Below are 13351 nucleotides of genomic sequence, written 5' to 3' on the forward strand. Positions count from 1 at the left end.
GTAAAAACCGCCATTGTAGCGCGTCGAGCGACCGGCGATGCGGTCGCGGCAGACACGGTTTGTCGCACCATTGTGCGGTCGCGCAACATTTGTATCAGCTAAATTGACGGTTTCACGCCAGTAACATCGCGCCCCGGCCAGCGCTTGGGTACAATTCGACGCTAATTTGATCGAGTATCAGGAACACTTACATGATCGCTTGCCTGCGGCTGTTCACTGCCCTCTGCCTCGCTGCCTTGCTGGCGGCTTGCGCCAGCTCCCCTTCCTCCAGCCTTGGCGAACTTCCACGGACTCCGGATGCCAGCATCGAGCAACTGCTCGAACAGGCCGCCCAGGCCAAATCGCCGGATAAGGCTGCACTGCTGCGCCTGAGTGCGGCGGACATGGCTTACCGTCAAGGCAATGCCGGACAGTCCGCGCAGATCCTGCAACAGGTGCCAATGGAGCAACTCCAGCCGGGCCAGCAGGCATTCGCCAGCACATTGGCCGCTGAACTGGCCATGACCCGCAACCAGCCGAAAGCCGCGCTGGCAGCCTTGAACCATCCAAGCCTGCAGCGCCTGAGCGAAATGTCGATACCGCTGCAGGTTCGCGCCGGCACCGTTCACGCCCGCGCCCTTGAAGCCGATGGCCAGACACTGGCTGCCGCTCGCGAGCGCATCTTCATCGCACCGATGCTGGAAGGCGAAGCCGCCAGCAAGAACCACGAAGCGATCTGGACCCTGATTGCATCGCTGCCGACCGATCAACTGCAACCGAACACCACCGATGACCTCGGCGGCTGGATGAGCCTGGCTCTGGCAGTGAAAACTGCCGGCACCCTCGAGCAACAGCAAGCCGCCATCGACGCTTGGCGCTCTCAGCACCCGAAACACCCGGCCGCGATCAACCTGCCGCTGCCACTGACCAAGCTCAAGGAACTGGCCAGCCAGCCTCTGAGCAAGATTGCCCTGCTGCTGCCACAGGACGGCCAACTGGCCTCGGTCGGCAAGGCCCTGCGTGACGGCTTCATGGCCGCGCACTACCAGGCTCAGCAAGCCGGTCAGAAACCACCGGCCATCGTGTTCTACGACAGCTCGCACCTGACCAACATGGACGAGTTCTACCGCAAGGCCCAGGCCGACGGCGTGCAACTGGTTGTCGGGCCACTGGAAAAACCACTGGTCAAACAGCTGAGCACCCGCCCACAACTGCCGATCACGACCCTCGCGCTGAACTACAGCGAAGGCGACCAGGGCCCGGCGCAACTGTTCCAGTTCGGCCTGGCTGCTGAAGACGAAGCCCGCGAAGTGTCCCGCCGCGCCCGTGCCGACGGTCTGCACCGCGCCGCGATCATGGTGCCGAAAGGCGAATGGGGCGACCGCGTCCTGCGTGCGTTCAGCCAGGACTGGCAAGCCAATGGCGGCAGCATCGTCGCCACCGAGCGCGTCGATCAGCCTGTGCAACTGGCCCAACAGATCGCCGACATGTTCCAGCTGCGCCAGAGCGAAGCCCGCGCCAAGAGCCTGCAGAATGCTGCCGGCACGAACGTCGCCGCCCAGCCTTCGCGTCGCCAGGACATCGAGTTCATCTTCCTCGCCGCGACCCCGCAACAGGCGCAGCAGATCAAGCCGACCCTGAACTTCCAGTACGCCGGCGACGTGCCGGTCTACGCGACCTCCCACGTGTTCAGCGCCAGCGGCGACGTGAACCAGTACAACGACATGAACGGTGTGCGCTTCTGCGAGACCCCATGGTTGCTGGATGCCAACGACCCGCTGCGCAAGCAGGTCACCGCACAGTGGCCACAAGCCTCCGGCAGCCTCGGCCGCCTGTATGCGATGGGTGTTGATGCCTACCGCCTGGCGCCACGCCTTGATCAGCTCAAGGCGCTGCCGGACAGCCGCATCGACGGTCTGTCGGGCAGCCTGGGCATGACTCAAACACAACGTGTCGTGCGTCAACTGCCATGGGCTCAGTTCGTCAGCGGTCAGGTTCAGCGCCTGCCGGACACTCCGCGCTGATGCCCGACAGGTCACACCTGCAAAGCGGCAAGGATGCCGAGCGCCAGGCGCTCGAGCATCTGCAACACCAGGGTCTGCGCCTTCTGGCGCAGAACTGGTTATGCAAACGCGGCGAGCTTGATCTGGTCATGCTTGATGGCGATACAGTAGTATTCGTCGAAGTACGTTACCGAAAGAACACTCAATGGGGTGGAGCGCTCGACAGTATCGATGGGCGCAAACGGCAGAAACTGATTTTCGCCGCACAGTATTTTCTTCAGCGCGAGTCGCGTTGGGCCAATTCCCCCTGCCGCTTCGACGTGGTGGCCATCGACAGCCACCAGGGTCAGCTGAACTGGTTGCAGAATGCGTTCGACAGTTGAGCGCCTGCGCCGACCTGGACATTTTCACTCAACACTTTTGCTCTTTGCTTTGCGGGCTGCACATTCACGTGCCGGACAGCCGCGCTAATTAAGGTCACACAGATGGACATGCAATCCCGAATTCGCCAGCTTTTTCAGGCCAGTATCGACACCAAGCAACAGGCGATGGACGTACTTGCACCGCACATCGAGCAAGCCAGCCAAGTGATGGTCAACGCCTTGCTCAACGAGGGGAAGATGCTCTCGTGCGGCAACGGCGGTTCGGCCGGCGATGCCCAGCACTTCTCCTCGGAGCTGCTCAACCGCTTCGAGCGCGAGCGCCCGAGCCTGCCGGCTATCGCCCTGACCACCGACAGCTCGACCATCACCTCGATCGCCAACGACTACAGCTACAACGAAGTATTCTCCAAGCAGATCCGCGCGCTCGGCCAGCCAGGCGATGTATTGCTGGCGATTTCGACCAGCGGTAACTCGGCGAACATTATTCAAGCGATCCAGGCCGCACATGATCGAGAAATGATTGTCGTAGCATTGACCGGCCGCGATGGCGGCGGCATGGCGTCGTTGCTGTTGCCCGAGGACGTCGAGATTCGCGTACCGGCCAACGTCACCGCACGTATTCAGGAAGTCCACTTGCTGGCGATCCATTGCCTTTGCGATCTGATCGACAGCCAACTGTTCGGGAGTGAAGAATGACCCCTAATCGCCTTGGCCTTCTGGCCTTGACCCTGTGCCTCGGAATTACTGGCTGCACCTCCGTGGTGAATGCCAGCCGCGAAGCACCGATCGAAGACGATCGCGGCACCCGCACCTTCGGCAGCAAGATCGACGACTCACTGATCGAAACCAAAGTCGGCGTCAATGTGTCCAAGGCCGATCCGAACATGGACAAAAAATCGCACATCGTCGTCACCAGCTTCAACGGCGTCGTACTTCTGGCCGGCCAGACCGAGAACGCAGACCTCAAAGCCAAGGCCGAACAGGCTGCCGCCAACGTGCAACGAGTGAAGACGGTGCACAACGAGCTGCAATTGATTGCACCTTCAAGCTTCCTCGCCCGCCAGAATGACTCCTGGCTGACGACCAAGATCAAAACCCAGATGCTTGCCGACGCCAACATTCCCGGCTCGCGCATCAAGGTCGTGACCGAGAACGGTATCGTCTATCTGCTCGGCCTGCTGACCAAGCAGGAAGCGGCCCAGGCCACCAATCTGGTGCAGGGTGTTTCCGGCGTGCAGAAAATTGTGAAACTGTTCGAATACATCGACTGATACGCAAAGCGCAGGCACAAAAAAGGCGATCCGATTGGATCGCCTTTTTTATTACTTCACCACTTTCAGGCTTGGCCGGCCGCTTGGGCGTGGCGGCTCGCTGTCCGGCGGCGGAATATCGTCATCCTGATCGATCTCGTCTTCGTCATCCATCGGCGACTCCAGATCGAACACCATGCCCTGACCGTTCTCCCGGGCATAAATACCCAGGATCGCGGCAATCGGCACGTACAGGCTGTGCGGAACGCCACCGAAGCGACCTTCGAAGGTCACGACGTCGTTGTCCATGTGCAGATGACGCACGGCACTCGGCGAAATATTCAGGACAATCTGCCCGTCACTGGCAAAACCCTGTGGCACCTGAACCGCCGGGTATTCGGAATTGACCAGCATGTGCGGGGTGCAATCGTTATCCACAATCCACTCGTAGAGCGCGCGGACCAGATAAGGTCGACTGGAGTTCATAGCGGCTCCTTAAGCCTTAGCGCATGTCGCGTTCGACACCAGACAGACTCGCCTGGAAAGCCTCACGCGCAAACTGACGCTCCATATAATCAAGCAGCGGCTTGGCTGGCCGCGGCAGTTCTATACCCAGAATCGGCAAACGCCAGAGTATTGGCAATAGGCAGCAATCCACCAGACTTTGTTCCTCACTGAGGAAAAACGGCTTGTCGGCAAACAACGGCGACACGCCCGTCAGGCTTTCGCGCAATTCCTTGCGCGCCACGACGCGCGCGGCTTCCTTGGTGCGTGAATCCAGAATCAGATCCACCAGACCACACCAGTCGCGCTGGATACGGTGTATCAACAGACGACTGTTGGCACGCGCCACCGGGTACACCGGCATCAATGGCGGATGCGGGTAACGCTCATCCAGATATTCCATCACCACGGTCGACTCCCACAACGCCAGGTCGCGATCGACCAGCGTCGGGAGACTCCCGTAAGGGTTCACCTCAATCAGTTTAGGCGGCTGACGACCAGCCTCCACATAAATGATTTCGGCGCTGACACCCTTCTCTGCAAGCACGATGCGCACTCGGTGGGAATAGTGGTCGGCGGGGTCGGAGTAACAGGCCAACCGATTGGTCACGCCCATGGCGATCCTCCTCGCTTGTTGAAATTGTCGGAGCCGGAAAAACGCGCGCGCCCAGAGGGCGCCTCCCGCAATACCTGACAGACCAGGCGTTGCGTTTTCAGAGGCGCCCTTGGGCGCGCGCGATTAACAGCAATTGCTTGAAGCGTTATCAGTGCACGTCTTTCCAGTATTCACGCTTGAGCAGGTAGGCGAACACAAAGAAGAACGCCAGGTACAGCAAGACGTAAGTACCGATGCGCTGATGTTGCAGCTTAACCGGGTTAGCCGAGTAAGCCAGGAAGGTTACCAGATTCTTGACCTTCTCATCGAACTGCTCTTCGTTCAGGGCTCCGGTTTTCGGCACGATGGTCAACTGATCGCACGCTTCATGAGTCAGAGGCGTACCGGTCAGCGGGTCATATTGCTTCTTGCCGTTTTCGACGATCTGCACCTGCTTGCAACCCACGACCTGACGACCTTGCAGGCCGACCAGCACGTTTGGCATGCCGACGTTCGGGAAGACCTTGTTGTTCACGCCCCATGGACGCGCAGGGTCTTCGTAGAACGACTTGAGGTAACCATAAAGCCAGTCAGTGCCACGAACACGAGCCACCAGGGTCAGGTCCGGCGGCGCTGCGCCGAACCAGGTCTTGGCGTCGGCCGGCTGCATGCCGATGGTCATGTGATCGCCGATCTTGGCGCCAGTGAACACCAGTTTCTGCAGCATCAGGTCATGCGGTACGCCGAGGTCATCGGCAACACGCTCGTAACGCTGGAACTTGGCACTGTGGCAACCCATGCAATAGTTGGCGAAGGTACGCGCACCATCCTGAAGGGCAGCCTTGTCGGAAACGTCGATGTCGACTTTTTCCAGTTCCGGACCACCGTGTTCGGCAGCGAAAGACAGCACTGGCAGCGCAGCAAAAATCAGAGCAAAAAATAACTTTTTCATCAGCCAGTCACCCTTTCCGGAACCGGTTTGGTCTTCTCGAGCCTGGTGTAGAAAGGCATCAGAATGAAGTAGGCGAAGTACAGGAAGGTACATACCTGCGACAGCAAGGTGCGCTCCGGCGTCGGGGCCAGAACGCCCAGAATGCCGAGGATCACGAACGAAATGCAGAACACCACCAGCCAGATCTTGCTCATCCAGCCTTTGTAGCGCATCGACTTGACCGGGCTGCGGTCGAGCCATGGCAGGACAAACAGCACCGCAATCGCCGCACCCATGGCGATAACACCCATGAGTTTGTCAGGGACCGCACGCAAGATCGCGTAGAACGGCGTGAAGTACCAGACCGGTGCAATGTGCTCAGGCGTCTTGAACGGGTTGGCTTGCTCGAAGTTTGGTTTTTCGAGGAAGTAGCCGCCCATTTCCGGGAAGAAGAACACAATGAAGCAGAAGATGAACAGGAACACCACGACGCCGACAATGTCTTTCACGGTGTAGTACGGGTGGAAGGCGATGCCGTCCAGCGGGATACCGTTTTCGTCTTTGTGCTTCTTGATGTCCACGCCGTCGGGGTTGTTTGAACCGACTTCGTGCAACGCCAGGATGTGCAACACCACCAGACCGAGAATCACGATCGGCAGGGCCACAACGTGCAGAGCGAAGAAGCGGTTCAGGGTGATTCCGGAAATCAGGTAGTCACCACGAATCCACTGGGTCAGGTCGTTACCGATTACCGGAATCGCGCCGAACAGCGAGATGATCACCTGGGCGCCCCAGTAGGACATCTGGCCCCATGGCAGCAGGTAACCCATGAAAGCCTCAGCCATCAGCGCCAGGTAGATCAGCATGCCGAACACCCACACCAGCTCGCGCGGCTTCTGGTACGAACCGTAAAGCAGGCCACGGAACATGTGCAGATAGACCACGATGAAGAACGCCGAAGCGCCGGTGGAGTGCAGCAAACGCAGGATCGAGCCGTACTCGACGTCGCGCATGATGTATTCGACGGAGGCAAACGCCTCTTCCGCCGACGGGGTGTAGCTCATGGTCAGCCAGACACCGGTGACGATCTGGTTGACCAGAACGAGCAGCGCCAGCGAGCCGAAGAAGTAGAAGAAGTTGAAGTTTTTTGGAGCGTAATACTTGCTGAGATGGTCTTCCCACATCTTGGTGGCGGGGAAGCGCGCATCAACCCAATCCATGAACTTGCTCATCACGCTTTCTCCGTATCGACGCCAATGACAATCAGGTCATCGGTCTCATAGGAATGCGGGGGTACTGGCAGGTTCAAAGGCGCAGGTTGCGACTTGTAGACGCGGCCAGCCAGATCGTAGTGGGAACCGTGGCAAGGGCAGAAATAGCCGCCTACCCAGTCTTTTCCCAGATCCGCGGGTGCCACTTCGGGACGGAAAGTTGGTGAGCAACCCAGGTGAGTGCAGATCCCGATCAGCAGCAGAATTTCCGGCTTGATCGAACGCACTTCAGGGTCGACATAGGTAGGTTGCGTGGAGTTTTTGGAGGTCGGATCGGAGAGCTGGCCCTCGATCTTCTTGAGATTCCCCAGGATTTCCGCAGTACGGCGAACAATGAATACCGGCTGGCCGCGCCATTCAGCAATCATCTGCTGTCCGGGCTCGATTTTGCTGACATTCACTTTCACCGGTGCACCGGCAGCTTTCGCCTTGGCACTGGGAAACCATGACCCCACGAACGGGACCGCAGCCCCCACCGCTCCTGCAGCACCCACCACGGATGTGGCTGCTACCAAGAAGCGACGCCGGCCTGCATTCACGCCGTCATTGCTCATTCAGTCCTCTCCCATCAGCTTTGTGGCCTGTTAAATCAGGCATCTACTAAATATGAATCTATGTACTTATAAAAATTTTGCCGAATGGTAATGAAAAGCCCCAATTCTGACAAGGTAATTACCCGGAGGGGTGGCCCCCAAGCCTTGTAGTATAGGGGGTCTACGAATGTGGCAAGTTGTCACAGCGCAATTATTCGAGAAATCGCACGCATAAAAAAACGCCCGGTTCCGTGAGGAATCGGGCGTTCTTTTTGAACGTGGAAGCGAAATTAACGCTTCGAGTACTGCGGACGCTTACGCGCTTTACGCAGACCAACTTTCTTACGTTCAACTTCACGGGCGTCGCGGGTAACGAAGCCAGCTTTGCGCAGAGCGCTACGCAGGGTTTCGTCGTAGTCCATCAGAGCGCGAGTGATGCCGTGGCGGATTGCGCCAGCTTGACCACTTACACCACCGCCGATCACGGTGACGTAGATGTCGAATTTCTCGACAGTCTCGGTCAGTTCCAGCGGCTGACGAACTACCATGCGGGCAGTTTCGCGGCCGAAGAACGAATCCAGCGAACGGTTGTTGATGGAGATGTTACCAGTACCCGGACGCAGGAAAACGCGTGCGGTTGCGGTCTTGCGACGGCCAGTGCCGTAATTTTGAGTCGCCGACATAATGAACTATTCCGTTAAATCTTCAGTTCTTGGGGCTGCTGAGCAGTATGAGGGTGTGCAGCGCCCGCATAGACTTTCAGCTTACGGTACATGTCGCGACCCAGTGGGTTCTTAGGCAGCATGCCTTTAACCGCGGTCTCGATCACGCGCTCAGGGGCTTTGGCGATCAGCTTTTCAAAGTTGATCGACTTGATGCCGCCCGGGAAACCGGAGTGGGAGTAGTACATTTTGTCAGTGGTTTTAGCACCGGTAACACGGATCTGCTCGGCGTTGATTACGACGATGTAGTCGCCGGTGTCAACGTGAGGAGTGTACTCAGGCTTGTGCTTGCCACGCAGACGGCTCGCGATTTCGGTGGCCAGACGACCCAGGGTCTGACCAGCAGCGTCGACGACAAACCAGTCGCGCTTTACTGTTTCCGGTTTAGCAGTAAAAGTTTTCATTCTTTATAGCCTCAGGGGCCGCCTGTAAATAAGACGGCGGATCTTACTGAATAGTGCGTACTTTGACAAGTCAAAGGCAGCCGGATACAGACGCTTTCGGGGGCTCGGGTCGGCGCGTCCGTTCAACGGCAAGATTCTTCGGCGGCGGCGCATCACTTCCACTGCAGAAAGAGGTCGGCAATTATGCAGATTGCGAAAAAAATTTCAACCTGCTTTTATGCTTGTTTTGCCCAAGGAGCACCCGATGGACTATCGCCAGCTAGGCCGTACCGACCTGAACGTGAGTGCAATCTGCCTCGGCACCATGACCTGGGGCGAGCAAAACACTGAAGCTGAAGCCTTCGCCCAGATCGAACGGGCCAAGGGCGCCGGGATCAATTTCATCGACACCGCCGAGATGTACCCGGTGCCGCCGAAAGCCGAAACCTATGCCACCACCGAGCGCTACATCGGCAATTACTTCAAGAGTCGCGGCGACCGCGCCGACTGGATCCTCGCCAGCAAGATCGCCGGTCCCGGCAATACCATCGACTACATCCGCGACAAGAACCTGCGCCACAACCGCCAGCACATCACCGAAGCCGTGGACGCCAGCCTCAAGCGCCTGCAGACCGACTACATCGACCTGTATCAATTGCACTGGCCGGAGCGCAGCACCAACTTTTTCGGACAACTGGGCTACAAACACAAGATCGAAGCCAACCTCACCCCGCTCGAGGACACCCTCGAAGCGCTCGACGAGCAAGTGAAGGCCGGCAAGATCCGCCACATCGGCCTGTCCAACGAAACCCCGTGGGGCACCATGCGTTTCCTGGCTTTGGCCGAAGCCCGTGGCTGGCCGCGCGCGGTGTCGATCCAGAACCCGTACAACCTGCTCAACCGCAGCTTCGAAGTCGGTCTGGCGGAAGTCGCCATTCGCGAACAGTGCGGCCTGCTCGCCTATTCGCCGCTGGCGTTCGGTTTCCTGTCGGGCAAGTACGAAGGTGGCGCCCGTCCGCCAAAAGGTCGCCTGAGCCTCTACAGCCGCTTCAGCCGCTATTTCAACCCGCAATCGGAAGCGGCGTGCAGCCGTTACGTGGCACTCGCTCGGGAGCACGGCCTGGATCCGGCGCAAATGGCGTTGGCCTTCGTCAATCAGCAACCGTTCGTCACCAGCAACATCATCGGGGCGACGACGCTTGAGCAACTGGACAGCAACATTGCCAGTTTCTATCTGAATCTTTCAGACGAAGTGCTTGAAGGGATTGAAGCGATTCACAAGGATCATCCGAACCCGGCGCCTTGATCCCGCGCTAAAAGTCGCGCTCCCACGCACGAGCGTGGGAGCGCCCAGGTCATAGCGACCGCGCAATGATCTCTTTCATGATTTCGTTGGTGCCGGCATAGATCCGCTGCACCCGCGCATCTGCCCACGCCCGGGCCACCGGGTACTCCCACATGAAACCGTAGCCACCATGCAACTGCACGCATTCGTCGAGCACCTTGCATTGCAGATCCGTGCCCCAGTACTTGGCCATCGCTGCGGTCGGTACGTCGAGCTTGCCTTGCAGGTGCAGCTCCAGGCAGCGATCGACGAACACCCTGCCGATCTGAATCTCGGTGGCCATTTCCGCCAGCTTGAAGCGCGTGTTCTGGAAGTCGGCAATCGCCTTGCCGAACGCCTTGCGGTCACGGGTGTATTCCAGCGTCCATTGCAGCGCCGCCTCGGCCGAGGCCAGCCCGCCAATGGCCACGGTCAGACGCTCCTGCGGCAATTCCTGCATCAGATAGGCAAACCCGGCCCCGGCCTGACCCAACAGGTTTTCCTTCGGCACTCGCACGTCCTGGAAGAACAATTCCGACGTGTCCTGAGCCTTCATTCCGACCTTCTCCAGGAGCTTGCCCTTGTCGAAGCCCGGCGTGTTCGCCTCCACCAGAAACAGACTGGTGCCCTTCGCTCCAGCCTTGGGATCGGTCTTGGCGACGACGATCACCAGATCGGCGAGAAAACCATTGGTGATGAAGGTTTTCGAACCGTTGATGACATATTCGTCACCGTCCAGCACGGCGGTGGTCTTGACCCCCTGCAAGTCGGAACCCGCGCCTGGCTCGGTCATGGCGATGGCCGTAACCATCTCGCCGGACACCAGTTTCGGCAGGTACTTGTGCTTCAACGCCTCGCTGCCGTAATGCAGGATGTAAGGCGCAACGATGTCCGAATGCAGCGAGAAACCGATGCCGGTCAGACCCAGCCGCCCCACTTCTTCGATGACCACAGCGCTGTACAGGAAGTCCGCCCCCAGCCCGCCGTATTCTTCCGGCAGGTGTGAGCAGAGCATCCCCGCCTCCCCTGCCTTGTTCCACAATTTGCGGTCGATGTAGCCTTGTTTTTCCCATTGCCCGTGGAACGGCACGGCCTCTTTTTCAAGGAATGTCCGCACGCTGTCGCGGAACAATTCGTGCTCGGAGCTGAACAGGGTTCTGGGGATCATGCGACACCTTTTCTTTATTGTTGAAGGGATCAGACCTTCAGAGACTAAGCCTCGCTTCCGATACAGGACACTGGACACATCCGACAAAAAATAAGACGATCCAGCCGTCTGGTGACCACTTTCCCTTATAAAAACAAAAGTTGAATTATGTCTAAGCAAGTCTCCACGCCCTTGCGGCGCGTCAGCATCCTGGCGATCGACCGGGTTTTCGCTTCCACCCTCATGCAAGCCAAGGATTTCTTCCATCTGGCCAGCCTGCGTTACGGCAAACAACTGGGCCACGGCCTGACTCCGGCGTTCGAAACCCGCCTGGTCAGCCCCGACGGCAAACCGGTGAACAGCTTCAGTGACGTGGTCATGCCGGTGGACGGCGGCCTGGAAAACGCCGACGTCATCATCCTTCCTGCGTTCTGGGATGACTTCGACACGCTGTGCCAACGTTATCCACAGGTGCTGCCGTGGCTGCGCGAACAACACGCCCGCGGCGCAGTACTCTGCGGCGAAGCCACCGGGGTGTTCTGGCTGGCCGAAGCCGGCCTGCTCAATGGCAAGGAAGCGACCACCTACTGGCGCTTCTTCAATGCCTTCGCCGAGCGTTTCCCGCAGGTCTATCTCAATCAGGACAAGCACCTGACCGACGCCGACAACCTGTACTGCGCCGGCGGCACCACCTCGGCCTGCGACCTTTACATCTATCTGATCGAACGCTTCTGCGGCGCCAATGTGGCGCAAGCTGTAGCCCGCGACATCCTCTACGAAGTGCAGCGCAGCTATTCGCCGGGCCGCATCGGTTTCGGCGGGCAGAAACTGCACCAGGACGTGATCATCTTGCAGATCCAGCACTGGCTCGAAGAGCATTTCGCCGACAAGTTCCGCTTCGAAGACGTGGCCCGCGAGCACGGCATGAGCATCCGCAACTTCATGCGCCGCTTCCAGACCGCCACCGGCGACAAGCCGCTGCACTACCTGCAACGGCTGCGCATCGAGACCGCCAAAGGCTTGCTCTCCGGCAGCCGCAAGAGCATCAAGACCATCAGCTACGAAGTCGGCTACGACGATGCGAGCTTCTTCGCACGCCTGTTCCGCCAGCACACCGAACTGTCGCCGAACCAGTATCGACAGCAGTTCCAGCAAGCTGCCTGACGATTCGACCAGACACAAAAAAGGGCCTGCATCTGCAGGCCCTTTTTGTTTGCCGAATCCGCTTAAGGCTTGTGTGCCCGGGACAGGAATTCGTGGGATTGCATTTCCAGCAGACGGCTGAGGGTCCGCTGGAATTCGAACGTCAGACGCCCGCCGGTGTACAGGTCTTTCAACTCGACTTCAGCAGAAATGATCAGCTTGACGTTACGGTCGTAGAACTCGTCGACCATGTTGATGAAACGTCGGGCGATGTCGTCGGTAGCAACGCTCATCTGCTCCACGCCACTGAGCAACACGGCGTGGAAAATCTTGCCCAGCTCGATGTAGTCGTTCTGGCTACGCGGGCCGTCGCACAGTTCGCGGAAGTCGAACCAGGCCACGTCATCGCAGGTGCGCAGCGCGCGGATTTCGCGGTTTTCGATGATCAGCACATCGTTTTCCACGGCAGCCGTGCATTCCGGCGTCAGCGCACGGAAGCTCTTGCGCAGGCTTTCGTGAGCGGCTTCGTCGAGCGGGAAGTGGAACAGCTCCGCTTGTTCGAGGTGGCGCAGACGGTAGTCGACGCCGCTGTCGACGTTGACGATCTCGGTGTTCTGCTTGATCAGCGCGATGGCCGGCAGGAAGCGCGCGCGTTGCAGGCCGTCCTTGTACAAGCCGTCCGGCACGATGTTCGACGTGGCGACCAGGGTCACGCCGTTCTTGAACAGCTCTTCCATCAGCGTGCCGAGGATCATGGCGTCGGTGATGTCGGAAACGAAGAATTCATCGAAGCAGATGACCCGCGATTCAGTGGCGAAACGCTTGGCGATGATGGTCAGCGGGTTTTTCTCGCCGCCGAGGGTCTTCATCTCTTCGTGCACGCGCTTCATGAAGCGGTGGAAGTGGGTACGGGTCTTTTCCTTGAATGGCAGCGCTTCGAAGAAGGTGTCCACCAGGTAAGTCTTGCCGCGACCCACGCCGCCCCAGAAGTACAGGCCCTTGACCGGGGTCTGATCCTTTTTGCCAAACAGCTTGCCCAGCAAACCCGGCTTGTTCTGCTCGGCCGCGATCAGATCGTCGTACAGGCGTTGCAAGTGACGCACGGCAGTTTCCTGCGCCGCGTCATGGAAGAAGTCCGGGCGTTTCAGATCAGCTTGATATCGTTCTAGGGGCGTCATAATTC

The 13351-nt window shown here is 58.8% G+C and carries 15 protein-coding genes; 6 read left to right on the top strand and 9 right to left on the bottom strand.

Going from position 1 to position 13351, the window contains the following annotated elements; translation table 11 throughout:
• Positions 1-191: 191 nt before the first annotated feature.
• The 4 genes from IF199_RS24940 to IF199_RS24955 all read left to right on the top strand — a co-directional run bounded on the left by IF199_RS24940 (position 192) and on the right by IF199_RS24955 (position 3636).
• A complete protein-coding gene (locus IF199_RS24940; RefSeq protein ID WP_096822837.1) occupies positions 192-2003 on the top strand; it encodes a penicillin-binding protein activator in 1812 nt (603 codons plus the stop codon).
• Positions 2003-2365, top strand: a complete 363-nt coding sequence (locus IF199_RS24945) for a YraN family protein (protein WP_007956783.1) — start codon at positions 2003-2005, stop codon at positions 2363-2365. Before IF199_RS24940 ends, IF199_RS24945 begins: the two co-directional genes overlap by 1 nt.
• Positions 2366-2467: 102 nt before the next feature.
• The gene (locus tag IF199_RS24950) at positions 2468-3061 is read left to right on the top strand and encodes a phosphoheptose isomerase (protein ID WP_007928463.1); all 594 of its coding nucleotides are present in this window, start codon (positions 2468-2470) and stop codon (positions 3059-3061) included.
• Positions 3058-3636, top strand: a complete 579-nt coding sequence (locus IF199_RS24955; RefSeq protein ID WP_096822839.1) for a BON domain-containing protein — start codon at positions 3058-3060, stop codon at positions 3634-3636. Before IF199_RS24950 ends, IF199_RS24955 begins: the two co-directional genes overlap by 4 nt.
• Before the next feature lie 51 nt (positions 3637-3687).
• On the opposite strand, the gene IF199_RS24960 is transcribed toward IF199_RS24955, so the two are convergent.
• From IF199_RS24960 to rplM, 7 genes are all read right to left on the bottom strand, one after another.
• Positions 3688-4101, bottom strand: a complete 414-nt coding sequence (locus tag IF199_RS24960) for a ClpXP protease specificity-enhancing factor (protein ID WP_192558956.1) — start codon at positions 4099-4101, stop codon at positions 3688-3690.
• A gap of 16 nt (positions 4102-4117) precedes the next feature.
• Positions 4118-4735: a glutathione S-transferase N-terminal domain-containing protein gene (locus tag IF199_RS24965; protein ID WP_096822840.1), complete on the bottom strand. Its 618-nt coding sequence runs from the start codon at positions 4733-4735 to the stop codon at positions 4118-4120.
• Between the two features lie 148 nt (positions 4736-4883).
• Positions 4884-5666, bottom strand: a complete 783-nt coding sequence (locus IF199_RS24970) for a cytochrome c1 (RefSeq protein ID WP_096822841.1) — start codon at positions 5664-5666, stop codon at positions 4884-4886.
• On the bottom strand, positions 5666-6877 hold the full coding sequence (locus IF199_RS24975; RefSeq protein ID WP_096822842.1) for a cytochrome b: 1212 nt from the start codon (positions 6875-6877) through the stop codon (positions 5666-5668). The genes IF199_RS24970 and IF199_RS24975 overlap by 1 nt, the downstream gene beginning before the upstream one ends.
• Positions 6877-7470 (bottom strand): ubiquinol-cytochrome c reductase iron-sulfur subunit, encoded by a 594-nt coding sequence (gene petA, locus IF199_RS24980; protein ID WP_003228055.1) that lies wholly within the window; start codon positions 7468-7470, stop codon positions 6877-6879. Before petA ends, IF199_RS24975 begins: the two co-directional genes overlap by 1 nt.
• Positions 7471-7739: 269 nt before the next feature.
• Positions 7740-8132 (bottom strand): 30S ribosomal protein S9, encoded by a 393-nt coding sequence (rpsI, locus tag IF199_RS24985; protein WP_007961615.1) that lies wholly within the window; start codon positions 8130-8132, stop codon positions 7740-7742.
• Positions 8133-8146: 14 nt separating this feature from the next.
• Positions 8147-8575, bottom strand: a complete 429-nt coding sequence (gene rplM / locus IF199_RS24990; RefSeq protein ID WP_003228062.1) for a 50S ribosomal protein L13 — start codon at positions 8573-8575, stop codon at positions 8147-8149.
• A 244-nt stretch (positions 8576-8819) separates the two neighbouring features.
• Here rplM and IF199_RS24995 point away from each other — a divergent pair, with 244 nt between their 5' ends.
• Positions 8820-9860, top strand: a complete 1041-nt coding sequence (locus IF199_RS24995) for an NADP(H)-dependent aldo-keto reductase (protein ID WP_192558957.1) — start codon at positions 8820-8822, stop codon at positions 9858-9860.
• A gap of 49 nt (positions 9861-9909) precedes the next feature.
• Here the strand turns inward: IF199_RS24995 and IF199_RS25000 are convergent, their stop codons facing one another.
• On the bottom strand, positions 9910-11046 hold the full coding sequence (locus tag IF199_RS25000; protein WP_192558958.1) for an acyl-CoA dehydrogenase family protein: 1137 nt from the start codon (positions 11044-11046) through the stop codon (positions 9910-9912).
• A 246-nt stretch (positions 11047-11292) separates the two neighbouring features.
• Here IF199_RS25000 and IF199_RS25005 point away from each other — a divergent pair, with 246 nt between their 5' ends.
• Complete coding sequence (locus tag IF199_RS25005) at positions 11293-12189, top strand: GlxA family transcriptional regulator (RefSeq protein WP_173861364.1); 897 nt, start codon at positions 11293-11295, stop codon at positions 12187-12189.
• Between the two features lie 62 nt (positions 12190-12251).
• Here the strand turns inward: IF199_RS25005 and zapE are convergent, their stop codons facing one another.
• Positions 12252-13346: a cell division protein ZapE gene (gene zapE / locus IF199_RS25010; protein ID WP_045121816.1), complete on the bottom strand. Its 1095-nt coding sequence runs from the start codon at positions 13344-13346 to the stop codon at positions 12252-12254.
• Positions 13347-13351: the final 5 nt, after the last annotated feature.

Source organism: Pseudomonas allokribbensis (assembly GCF_014863605.1).
Taxonomy (GTDB): domain Bacteria; phylum Pseudomonadota; class Gammaproteobacteria; order Pseudomonadales; family Pseudomonadaceae; genus Aquipseudomonas; species Aquipseudomonas allokribbensis.